Source organism: Formosa algae (assembly GCF_001439665.1).
In the GTDB taxonomy this organism is placed as follows: Bacteria; Bacteroidota; Bacteroidia; order Flavobacteriales; family Flavobacteriaceae; genus Formosa; species Formosa algae.
In genome coordinates, this window is sequence record NZ_LMAK01000026.1 from 25,130 (window position 1) to 37,906 (window position 12,777).

7 protein-coding genes, 1 pseudogene and 1 riboswitch are annotated in these 12,777 nt (G+C 34.0%); of the genes and pseudogenes, 2 read left to right on the forward strand and 6 right to left on the reverse strand.

Features of this window, described 5'->3' with window-relative positions; genetic code table 11:
* Window positions 1–169 precede the first annotated feature (169 nt).
* The 6 genes from AST99_RS09015 to AST99_RS09040 form a co-directional block, all read right to left on the reverse strand.
* Window positions 170–493 (reverse strand): hypothetical protein, encoded by a 324-nt coding sequence (locus tag AST99_RS09015; RefSeq protein ID WP_157486344.1) that lies wholly within the window; start codon window positions 491–493, stop codon window positions 170–172.
* A 244-nt stretch (window positions 494–737) separates the two neighbouring features.
* Window positions 738–1,370, reverse strand: a complete 633-nt coding sequence (locus tag AST99_RS09020) for a response regulator transcription factor (RefSeq protein ID WP_057781513.1) — start codon at window positions 1,368–1,370, stop codon at window positions 738–740.
* A gap of 3 nt (window positions 1,371–1,373) precedes the next feature.
* Complete coding sequence (locus tag AST99_RS09025; protein ID WP_057781514.1) at window positions 1,374–3,398, reverse strand: tetratricopeptide repeat-containing sensor histidine kinase; 2,025 nt, start codon at window positions 3,396–3,398, stop codon at window positions 1,374–1,376.
* Window positions 3,399–3,430: 32 nt separating this feature from the next.
* Entirely contained in the window at window positions 3,431–7,117 is a 3,687-nt protein-coding gene (gene purL / locus AST99_RS09030; protein WP_057781515.1) for a phosphoribosylformylglycinamidine synthase, read from the reverse strand.
* A 158-nt stretch (window positions 7,118–7,275) separates the two neighbouring features.
* Window positions 7,276–9,513: an endonuclease gene (locus AST99_RS09035; protein WP_083495653.1), complete on the reverse strand. Its 2,238-nt coding sequence runs from the start codon at window positions 9,511–9,513 to the stop codon at window positions 7,276–7,278.
* A gap of 114 nt (window positions 9,514–9,627) precedes the next feature.
* Window positions 9,628–10,839 carry an RsmB/NOP family class I SAM-dependent RNA methyltransferase gene (locus AST99_RS09040; protein WP_057781517.1) on the reverse strand — a complete coding sequence of 404 codons (1,212 nt, stop codon included), beginning with the start codon at window positions 10,837–10,839 and terminating at the stop codon, window positions 9,628–9,630.
* A 62-nt stretch (window positions 10,840–10,901) separates the two neighbouring features.
* Here AST99_RS09040 and AST99_RS09045 point away from each other — a divergent pair, with 62 nt between their 5' ends.
* On the forward strand, window positions 10,902–11,942 hold the full coding sequence (locus tag AST99_RS09045) for a WD40/YVTN/BNR-like repeat-containing protein (protein WP_057781518.1): 1,041 nt from the start codon (window positions 10,902–10,904) through the stop codon (window positions 11,940–11,942).
* Window positions 11,943–12,212: 270 nt separating this feature from the next.
* Window positions 12,213–12,403, forward strand: a riboswitch (cobalamin riboswitch).
* Window positions 12,404–12,514: 111 nt separating this feature from the next.
* Window positions 12,515–12,777 (forward strand): annotated as a pseudogene (locus AST99_RS09050) (Plug domain-containing protein); the annotation flags it as partial.

Below are 12,777 nucleotides of genomic sequence, written 5' to 3' on the forward strand. Positions count from 1 at the left end.
AAGAACAATAGATCTTAGCCTGATATTTATAGATTAATAGCACTTTTATATTGTTTGATACAATATGTTTTGGATTTTTATAACACGTATAGCATATTAAAAAATAGACTATAGTTTTATAAGGTATGGCTAAATTATACTTTTTTTTAAAGCCTTACAATGCGTAGGTTTACGTACTTTTAAATGCGATGTTCTGATAGGCGTTAAAAGTTAAACCAATATTTTCTTTGAAAAGTGCTTCAACATTTAGATGTGTACATTGATAATGACTTTTAAGTTGAGCTAACGTTGCATTCTTATTTTGAACCTGTAAATGCATCAAAATATTGTCAAGTATAGTAGGTGTTATGTTTTTTAACAAATTTGATGATAAAACAGACAAAAAATCTTTAGGCGTATTAGAAATCATCTTAACCTGATGTTTCACTAAATACCCCACATAAGTCGGTCTGCATTTAGCGATATAAAACATGCCGAGTGTTTCTGGTTGCAATATTAAAGGTGTAAGGAACGGTTTATAATATGCCGTAGCATTTGTGTTGTCTACACTATAAATTATATAACTAAAACCATCTGGTTGAATGGCGTACGTTTCTGTATTGAATAATTCAATAGAAAAAACATTTAGTACCCAATAATTATTTGGGGTAAAATAGTTATGTGTTTCAATAACAGTAATTTATAGTTTGGTGAGCTGTAAAGCTATAAATTAAGGTATTAAAATAGTATACGTAAGACTACGTATTAAACGTGTTTGGATGATTTTTCAACCAAATAAAGAGTGCATTTTGGTTGGAGGTATCTATTTCTAACTTTTTAATAATATTACTTCTGTGTTTTTCTACCGTACGTTTAGAAATAAATAATTCATCGGCAATCTGGATGCTGGTAAGATTTTTATCTAAATATCTTAAAATTTTTAATTCGGTGGCGCTTAGTTTATTAAAGTTTGCATCTGTATTGGCATTAAAATGAATGCTATTTTTTAACTTTTCACCAATATAATTTGTGCCGTTTTTTAAATACTCTAAACATGATTCTAATTCTTCCAAAGCACTATCTTTTGTAATATAACCATGAATAGTGTCTCCGACCTGCTTTAAAATAGCTTCTTGTTTGTGTAACGTTAAGATCACAATTTTAGTGGCAATAGCTTTTCGTTTTAGTTCTAAAGCAATTTCTAGGCCGTTTAGTTTTGGCATATCAAAATCCAGGATGGCAATATCTGGCTGAAGTTCTACAATTTTATTATAAGCAGAATTACCGTCAGTTGCTGTAGCTATGACTTTAAACCATTTTTTTTCTAAAAATTCTTTCGTACCATTTAATAATAAAGGGTGATCGTCTGCTAGAATTATAGTGGTTGACATAGTTTAATGTTTTTGAACTTTAATTTGAATGGTTGTGCCTTTCCCTTTAACAGAATTAATACTTAATTGGGCACCTATAATTTTAGCTCGTTCTTTAATGGTTTTCATACCTAAACTATTAAGTAATTCGGTGTCTTGGGTAACGTCAAAACCATCTCCATTATCTTTAATTTCAACAAGAATGGCATCTTTTAAATCGATTATACTTGTATTACACGCTTTAGCATTAGAATGCTTTTCTACATTGTTTAAACATTCTTGAACCATACGATAAACAAAAATTTCTTTATCTTTTGAAATATCTAAGGATTCAACTTCAATATCTTCTGAATAAAAAATAGTAGAATTATTCTGAAACGTTTCAATTGTATTTTTTATTGAATTTATTAATCCTAGTTTTTCAAATTGAAAAGGATGAAGCTGTTGCGAAATGTACCTAACCTCGTCTATAGCATAATCTACTAATGCTGTATCTGTATTGTTGTCTTTGTCTAATAATATTTTATTTTTAATAAGCAACAAACTCTGACCAATACTGTCGTGCAATTCACTTGAGATACGTTTACGTTCGGCTTCTACACTATGAATTAAATCTTGGGCAAATATTTTTTGAAGTTCAGCATTCTTTTGTGAATACTTACGAGAACGCCATAAGTAAATGATTGAAAATAGCGCAATAAGTATAATAATACTCAACCAAAGCAATTGTGCTTTACGAGTGTTTTGTTCGTCTAATAATTGTATTTCACTGTTCTGATCTTTTATTTTCTGATCGCGTTTATTTGTTTCGTAAAGCGTTTGGTAATAGCTTAAGGCATTATTTTTTTGAATGGATTTTAAGGAATCTTCAATTTTTTTAGACGCTTTTAGATGCGTATAAGCATCTTCATACAACTTTAATTTTTCATAAATTTTGGTAAATAACCTTTCCGAATCTTCAATATTTTCGATATTATTTGAACTCCTGACAAGATCCGAATATTTTAAGCACCATTGTAATGCTGTGTTATAGTCTTTTTCGGCATACGCCAAATAGCTAGCAGCTCTATAATAATTACTTTCATAAATGCCTTTTATGTTTTTTTTATCAGATCTTAAAGTATCCAAATAAGATTTAGCTTGATTTATACTGTCATTTTCTGCATAAGCAATTGTTAAGGCCTGTAAGAGTATAGGTTTAAAATATTCAAAGTTGTTTGATTTTTTATTTATAGAGACTGCTTTGTGCAAATTTTGTATGCGCGCTTTTTGTTGTCCTTGCTTGTTATAATCTTCTGCAGAATTAGCATAAAGAGAGACAAGTAATCCATAATTCTTAGACAATTCAGCTAAAACAATAGCTTCATCTCGTTCTTGTTTTGCTTCTTTTATAAATCCATTGGAACTGTATAATATAGATAGGGCATTTTTAGAGGCAATAATATTAAAGGTGTCTTTAACTGTAAGAAATATTTTAGAGGCTTCTTGTAAGCGTTGAGATGCTTTGGAGAATTTTCCTTCATCTGAATAGGCATATCCTTGGTATAAGATTGCAAAGGCTTTAACATGATCGTTTCCGGCCTTTTCTGCGTAGGTTATAGCTTTGTCATAATAAGACATGGCTGTGTCTATTTCTTTTATAAAATAAAAACTATCGCCAGCATCTATATGTATACCTGCTAAATTTCTATCTGAAATATGATCTTTTACAACTTTGAAGTATTTCTTAAAAAGAATAATACCTTTTTCAGGTTCTCCTATAACATTGTTGTAATAATTTATTAAACCTTGTGTGTTTCGAGAAGCAATATTAAAGGAGTCTAATGCTATTGCTAAATCTATAGTGACTCTGGAAATAGAGTCGAAACCTAATTCTTTTTTTTGATAAATTAAATCGGCTAAGGTATCTAAATAATGAAGTCTTTGACTTTGGTCGGTCTCAGAATGTATTTGCGCTTTCAACGCATCAATTTTAGGTTGATGCGTTGTGTTTTGCGCTAATGTATAAGTGTAATTAAATAATAATAAAAATATTAAAGCATATTTCATTGCGTCTTTTATCAGTCATAAATTTACACAATTTAAGCTTTATTTCCTTCAATCCAAATTTTTGCATTTTCAAAGGCCTCTAGCCAAGGTGAAACCTCATCTGTTCTACCTTCTGGATAGTTTGCCCAGTTCCACTGAAACGTAGAACGCTCTATATGTGGCATGGTTACTAAATGTCTTCCTGAAGCATCACACATCATGGCTGTATTAAAGTCTGAACCATTAGGATTTGCTGGATAACCTTCGTAACCGTATTTGGCAACAATGTTGTAGTCGCTTTCGTCTTTAGGAAGATTAAATTTTCCTTCTCCATGAGAAATCCAAACCCCAAGAGTGGTACCTTCTAATGTAGATAACATCACAGAATTGTTTTTCTGAATTTCTACGGAAGTAAATGAACTCTCGTGTTTATGCGAGTCGTTATGAAGCATTTTTCCATGCACATCGTGTTCTGGATTAATTAATTCTAATTCCATCCAAAGCTGACATCCATTACAGATCCCAACAGAAAGTGTGTCGTCTCTTTTAAAGAAATTCTTTAAAGCGGTATTTGCTTTTTCGTTATATAAGAACGCTCCAGCCCAACCTTTAGCCGACCCTAATACATCTGAGTTTGAGAATCCTCCAACAGCACCAATAAACTGAATATCTTCAAGTGTTTCACGACCAGAAATTAAATCGGTCATGTGTACATCTTTCACATCAAACCCAGCTAAATACATGGCATTTGCCATTTCACGTTCAGAATTACTTCCTTTTTCACGAATAATAGCAGCTTTAGGCTTAGGCTTACTGGCATCTATTTTAGGAAGTGTTCCTGTAAAGTGTTTAGGGAAAGTATATTGTAACGGCTGATTTTTATAGTTTTCGTAACGTGCATCTGCAACGTTATTTGCTGTTTGTTTTTTGTCTAATAAGTAAGAGGTTTTGTACCAAACATCTCGCATTTCAGAAACATCGAAAGAGAAAGTCTCTTCATGGTTTTTAATGTTTACTTGACCAGAAGCATTAGCTGTACCGATTTTGAAAATTTCAATACCGTTTGCTGCAAAGCTTTCTTCTACTGAAGCATCTGCTTGGAATACAAGTCCTGCGTTTTCAGAGAATAATATTTTAAGTGAATCTTCTTCATTTAAGTTTGTAAAATCATAATCTGCTCCCAAATTCACATCTGCAAAACATAATTCTAATAATGTCGTGATTAATCCACCAGAAGCAATATCGTGACCAGCTTCAATTTTATCCGCTTTAATTAAGTCTTGAATGGTATTAAATGCGGTCTTAACAAAATCGGTACTTTTAACATCTGGTGTATCGTTTCCAATAGCGTTTAACGCTTGGAAGAATGAACTACCACCTAATTTAAAGTCGTCTTGAGAGATATTGATGTAATAAATATTTCCGCCATTTGCTTTTAAAAGCGGCTCTACAACTTTAGTAATTTCTGAACAATTTCCTGCAGCAGAAATAATTACCGTTCCAGGAGCAATAACCTCTTCGTTTGGATATTTTTGCTTCATAGAAAGCGAATCTTTTCCTGTAGGCACATTAATACCTAAGTCGATTGCAAATTCTGAAACTGCTTGTACAGCTTTGTATAATCTAGCATCTTCGCCTTCGTTTTTACAAGGCCACATCCAGTTTGCCGATAAAGAGACACTCTTTAAGTTGTCTTTTAAAGGCGCCCAAATAATATTGGTAAGCGATTCTGTAATGGCGTTTCTACTACCTGATTCAGGATGAATTAAAGCTGAAATAGGCGCATGCCCAATAGAAGTTGCAATACCTTCTTTTCCGTTATAGTCTAGCGCCATAACACCAACATTATTTAACGGAATTTGTAAAGGTCCAACACATTGTTGTTTGGCTACTTTACCACCAACACATCTATCGACTTTGTTTGTTAACCAGTCTTTACAAGCCACAGCTTCTAACTGTAACACTTGTTCTAAATAGATTTTTAAGTTTTTAGATTTGTATCGTGGATTTTTATATTTTCTGACAATGGTATTGTCGGTCATTATTGTTTTAGGAGAACTTCCAAACATATCTTCTAAGGCTAAATCCATTGGTTTTTCACCAGTCGTTTTAGACTCGAAAGTAAAGCGGTCGTTTCCGGTAACTTCTCCAACATCGTAAATCGGAGAACGTTCTCGATCTGCAATTTTATGTAAAGTTTCTAAATGTTTTTCAGCAATAACTAATCCCATACGTTCTTGAGATTCGTTACCAATAATTTCTTTAGCCGATAGGGTAGGGTCTCCAACTGGTAAATTATCCAATTCAATTTTTCCTCCGGTATCTTCAACCAATTCCGATAAACAATTTAAATGTCCACCAGCACCATGATCGTGAATAGACACAATAAAGTTTTCATCACTTTCTACCATACCACGAACAGCATTTGCAGCACGCTTTTGCATTTCTGGATTAGAACGTTGTACGGCATTTAACTCGATACCTGATTCAAATTCTCCAGTATCTGCAGAAGACACTGCGGCACCACCCATTCCAATACGGTAATTTTCACCACCAAGAATAACAATTTTATCACCTGTTTTAGGCGTGTCTTTTAAGGCTTGGTCTGCTTTACCATATCCAATACCTCCAGCTTGCATAATGACTTTATCGTAACCTAATTTTCTAGCTTTCGCTGTACTAGACGATGCGTTTTCGTTATGTTCGAACGTTAATACAGAACCCGTAATTAATGGCTGTCCGAATTTGTTTCCGAAGTCTGAAGCACCATTACTGGCTTTTATTAAAATATCCATTGGTGTTTGGTATAACCACGGACGAGCATCTATTTTTTGTTCCCACGGACGGTTTTCTTCTAAACGAGAATACGACGTCATATATACCGCAGTTCCGGCTAAAGGTAAAGACCCTTTTCCTCCTGCAAGTCTGTCGCGTATTTCTCCACCAGAACCTGTTGCTGCTCCGTTAAACGGTTCTACAGTAGTAGGGAAGTTATGTGTTTCTGCTTTTAATGAAATTACAGATTCGTAATTTTTTGTTTCGTAAAAATCAGGTTTGTCTGCTGTTTTAGGAGCAAATTGTTCTACTATAGGACCTTTTACAAACGCGACATTATCTTTATAAGCCGAAACAATATCGTTCGGATTTTTGTTTGATGTTTCACGAATCATTTTAAATAATGATACCTCTTTTTCTTCACCATCGATAACAAATGTGCCGTTGAAAATTTTATGACGACAGTGCTCTGAATTGACTTGTGAAAATCCGAAGACTTCAGAATCTGTTAACGGGCGACCAATTTTTGTTGCTACGCTCTCTAAATATGCGACTTCTTCGTCGCTTAACGACAAGCCTTCCTGAGCATTGTAAGCCGCAATATCTTCTATATTTAGAATAGGTTCTGGCTTAATGTCTATGGTAAACGAATCTTGATTTAGGCCGTTAAATTTTTGAGAAATCATCGGGTCGAAATCTGAAAAATCTTCAGCAACAGCTTCAAATTCCTCAATACGAATAATGTCTTGAATACCCATGTTTTGAGTAATTTCGACAGCATTTGTACTCCAAGGCGTTATCATGGCGGCACGTGGACCAACAAAAAAAGCATCGATAGATGCTTGCTCAAGCTTAGGCTGGTTGCCAAAAAGCCATGTTAATTTTGAAATGGTTTCAGGAGATAATTCTTTAACTGTTTGTACAGCAAATAATTTACTGTTTACGTTTCCAAAGAAATGAATCATAGGTTCAGGTTTGCGTTGTTTTTTAAGAAAGGACAAAATTAGTGTTTTTTAGCGATATTTTTTGAAAAATTAAACAGTCTTTTTTTTCGATACCTACAGTCTTTTACCCATAAAAAAAGCGACCAATTTGGTCGCTTTTGTATGAGCTGTAGCAGGTGTTAGTTTTTAATTAACTTCTTACTAATTGTAGCATCGTCTTGTGTCATTCTTAAAATATAAACACCAGATTGTAAATTTTTAGTATCAATACTTGTATTGGCTTGTATCATTTCAGAAATTACTAGTTTACCTAACATGTTGTAAATACTAATCTGAGTTGCTTCACCGTTTGGTAATGCAATGTTTAAAGTAGAATTTACTGGGTTAGGATATACTTTAATACTAGATAATGTATTTTCTTCTACACTTAAAGCAGCATCGTAACAGGTCCATTTTAAATCATCAATCATTACACGATCTGAAGTAGAAGATATGTTATTTAAAGTTACAGATACATTACCTGAAACATTGATGTCTTCAATGGTTGTAATTTGTTCTTCATCACTGTAAGGGATTTGTCCAACTACAGTACCGTTAACAACTAAGTCGAATGTTCCTGAACCACCACTAAATGTACGTATAGTTGTTACTGTTAACGAACCAATACCTTCAGAGGTTTCTGGAGCTGTTAAAACACCATTTCTAATCGTGATAACTTTGCTAGAATTGTTACTTAAGTCTATTCTTGCTCCAGTAGCATTCCATGTTAATCCGTTATCTCCTGTCCACGTTCTATCTGCATATTGACTATCATTTACATCTTGAGTAGAAGTTAGATTAGTAAAAGTTTCTTCTGTACAAAAATCAGAATTTGAATTTTCATAACATGTCCAAGATAAATCATCTATTGCGATACGGTCTGATGATGTTGTTTTGTTATTTAATACAATTGTAACATCGCCTGCAATATTAATATTCTCGATAGTTGTGGTTTCTGCATATTCTGAATAAGGAATTTCTCCAACTTTAGTGCCATTTACAACTAAGTCGAAAGTTCCAGAACCTCCACTAAATACACGTAAAGTTGTCACTGTTAAAGATCCAATACCTCCAGAAGTTTCTTCTGCTGTTAAGATACCATCTCTAATACAGATTGCTTTAGACGTGTCTATAGTTTGATCAATTCTAGCATCTGTAGCTGACCATGCAAAGTCATTATCTCCATTCCAAGTAACTTCATCATAATATGTATTAATGTCTCCAGAAATATTTTCAAAACTTTCAGAAGTACAATAATCAAAAACTGTTTCTTCTGAAGTTGTTACTGAAACAGCAGCTGTGGTTGCAGATACATTACTAGACGCATCTTCTGCAGAAATAGAAAATGCATATGTTGTACCTGGTACTAAATCTGAAATAGTGATACTATTTGTATAAGCTTTTACCAAAAATGTACCATCCAAATATACATTATAAGAGGCTACAGCAACATTGTCTGTAGACGCTGTCCATGTTAATGTTGTACTAGTTGCAGTAATATCTGAAGATGCTAAATCTGTTGGCATTGTTGGAGCTTCTGTGTCATCTTCAGCAGTGTTTCCATCCCATAAATTTTGTGCAGCATCGCCTCCCCAAATTACTGTTGCTAAATATGGGTTGTCAATAAAAGGGTTTCTGTTTCCTTGTGCATAGGTGTTACTTGTATCTCCGTGGTATGCGTTTCTTTGTTTTTCGAAATCTGATACAGGATCTTCCACATTCCATTCTAAGAATAAGTCAATCATTTCGTCAGGTGTGCTAGCAGAACTACCAAAACCTACATTTGAAGGTAAACATTGTTCACCATATCTTACATACATGTACATGATAATACGTGCACAATCGCCTTTCCATTCGTCTCCAGGATACCAACCATCAGTAGTTGCGAAAGACGTTCCTGTACCATCTGCAAACTTTAAGTTTCCACGGTCAGAGTTTCTAGCAATATCACTTGGGCGTAACATTAAAGCATCAGAGCCAGGTCCAGATTCTCCTAAATTTGGAGTTCCTAAAGATTTTGGATAAATGTGCTCACGGTTCCATTGTCCTGTGCTTCCACCGTTGCTGTTTTTGTCTCTAGTTCTATCTGTAGATGTACTTCCATCGGTATCATCGTAACCATAAACTAAAATGACTTTGTCTGAATCTGTAGGATCAAGATCTGTAACTTTTAAAGCTTCCCATACACCTGGAGTATATGTTAACTCATTAACGTGTTTTGCTGTGGTAACAGCAGTTAAATCGGCCTTAAGTTCTACTCCCGTTTTAGTAAAATTAACGGTGTTGTAATACGATTGTAAATCGTCTGGGGGCGTGATTTGAGCAAAGCCCAAAAGTGAAGTAAAAAGTAATAAAAAAGAAATGTAAAAGTGTTTCATAGAGAGGTTTTTAGATTAACATTGATTTAGATTTGTGCTCAATTTACGAAAATAAAAAAGCTAGTAAAGAAAAATCTTTACTAGCTTTTAAAAAGGTGAGATATTATATAACTATTACTTTCTCTTTAGTAACGCCATATAAAATCCATCGTATCCCGTTTTGTGAGCGTAAACATTTTCGTCGCGCACAAATGTAAAGTCTTTTCCAAATTCTGATGTTAAGAAAATGTCAACTTGTTGTCTGTTTTCAGAAGGTAATACCGAACAAGTCGCATAAACCATTTGTCCGCCAGATTTTACCATTCTTGAATACTTCTGAATAATTTCTTGTTGTGTTGCTCTAATTTTATCTAAAAATTCAGGTTGCAATTTCCATTTAGCATCTGGATTTCTACGTAAAACGCCTAACCCAGAACAAGGGGCATCAATTAACACACGGTCTGCCTTATCGTAAAGTTTTTTAATTACTTTAGAAGAGTCTATATGGCGTGGTTCTATATTATGTGCACCATCGCGTTTTGCACGACGTTTAAGTTCGTGTAATTTATTTGCATAAATATCTAAAGCAATAATCTGACCTTTGTTTTCCATTAAAGACGCTAAGTGTAATGTCTTACCTCCAGCTCCTGCGCAAGTATCTACCACACGCATTCCAGGTTCTACTTCTAGATATGCAGCTACTAATTGAGACGAGGCATCTTGGACTTCAAAATGTCCGTTTTTAAAAGATTCTGTTGTGAAAACGTTAGCGCGTTCTTTTAATTTAAGCGCGGCAGGATAACCTTTTAAAAATTCGGTTTCAATATCATTATCAAAAAGATCGGCTTGTAACTTGTCTTTAGTAATTTTTAGCGTGTTTGTTCTTAAAACAACCTCTGCTTGTTGGTTTAAAGCGGCAATCTCTTTTGTCCAAAGTTCTTCACCTAATTCTTTAGCACCAATTTCATCCATCCAATCTGGAATAGATTCTTTGAATTTTCTTATTTTAGAAAGTTCATCAAAACGTCCTTTAATTTTACGTGTTGGTGTGTTTTCAAAATAAGACCAATCTGGTAATTTTATACCTTTTAATGTTGCCCAAACAGCAAACATTCTCCATATATTATCTCTATCGTATGGTTCTTTTACTTCTGCTATTTCAGCATATAGGCGTTTCCAACGCACAATTTCGTAAGTGGTTTCGGCAACAAAGCCACGGTCACGACTTCCCCAGCGTTTATCGCGTTTTAATAATTGTTGTACTACTTTGTCGGCATAAATTCCTTCATTAAAAATGAGCATTAATCCGTCTACTACCGCAAAGCATAAATTTCTATGTAATCGCATTTTGTGTATTTAATGGGACAAAGGTAAGTTTAATTAATTATTTTTAGCTAAAATTTTAATAAATGCGATTAATAACTAGCCTTTTACTTTTTATTTTAATGTCATCTTGTAATCAAGAGGTTAAAAAAACGGTTAAAACATATAAATCTGTTGAGATTCAGGATATTTATAACGATTCAATAAGCGTACGCGCCATAGAACTTATGGGAGATGGAACCTTAACTTTTGCAGCAAATAATGGAGTTTATGGATTGTATTTCCCGAAGAAAGCACAATGGGTAACCTCTACGCAATTACACGATTCTGTACCGTTACATTTTAGAGCGGTTGCACATACGGCTAACGATTTTTTCATGTTGAGTATTGAAAGCCCTGCGCTGTTGTATAAAACAGGAGATGATGGGAAAATGACTTTGGTGTATGAAGAACATGGTGAAGGTGTGTTTTACGATGCTATGACGTTTTGGAATGATAAAGAAGGGCTTGCTATTGGCGATAGTGTTAATGGTTGTTTGTCTATTATAATTACTCGCGATGGTGGTGAAACTTGGACAAAATTAGCTTGCGACGTTTTACCAGAATCTTTAGAGGGCGAAGGTGCATTTGCAGCAAGTAATACTAATATTAAGGTGTTAGGAGATAAAGCATGGATTGCCACTACAACAGGAACCATTTATTTTACAGGTAATAAAGGTGTGTCTTGGGTAAGTATAGAAACACCAATGCTAAATACAGAGCCAACACAAGGTATATATTCTATAGATTTTTATGACGATTATAATGGTTTTGCCGTTGGAGGAGATTACACAAAACCAGAATTAAATACAGCTAATAAAATGAAAACGTCTAATGGTGGGACAACTTGGGAATTAATCTCAGACGGCAAAGCTCCAGGTTATAAAAGCTGTGTGCAATACATCCCTAATAGTGATGCGCAAGGTCTTGTTGCCGTTAGTTTTAATGGAATAGATCTGTCTCATGATGGCGGTTTAACTTGGAAACATATTAGCGATGAATCTTTCTATACCATTAGATTTGTAAACGATTCTTTGGCCTATGCCGCTGGACAAGATCGCATCTCTAAATTAGAATTTAAAGAATAAATCTATCTACAGTATCAGATCTTAATATACTTAATTAACTACAAAAATATTAGGCTTTTAAAGCGACTCAATATTATTTATTTCAGAAAATAATAAGGTATGATAATAGTCATAAATTATAATCTGTAAAGCCTTTACTTTTGCATGCTTTTAAGTGTAATTAGTTATTCTAAAATGTTGTTATAAAATTAGTTTAAGAAATATTTTAATATTATGATATTAAAATTTAAGTAGTTTTTGATGTGAATATTTCGTTAAATTTGCACTTTTAAAAGTATAAAGAAAATTGGTTGTTGCGTTTTTATTTACGTAAACATTAAAAGGGAATTCGGTGTAAATCCGAAACTGTCCCGCAGCTGTAAGCTCAAAACTGAAGCCTAATTTAGGGTCACTTTTCAATAGAAAGGGAAGGCCAGGTGGAAGGAGTAAGTCAGAAGACCTGCCTTTTTTCTAGTAATTCAAATAGCTTTCGGGGATAAAAGCTTGGGATTAGAATCTTAATTATTCTTCTCTTTAGAGAGTACCATAGTTTTGCTGTGGCATCTTTCCTCGTTCGTATAAAACTAGATGAGGTGAGATTTTTTAAATCGTTTTATTGTAATTTATTTATCGGGTGTTTGTTGTCTTGGTCTGCTATGGCTCAAGATAAAGATTCTGTGTCTACAACAACTCTAAACGAAGTCGTTTTAAAATACAATGTCACGCAGCATCAAGCACATGTGTCTCCAGTTCCTGTTCAGACGTTAAATAGCGAAACATTAGCTCAGCTAAATAGCTTAAATGTTGCCGATGCCATTCGGTTTTTTAGTGGTGTACAGCTTAAAGATTATGGCGG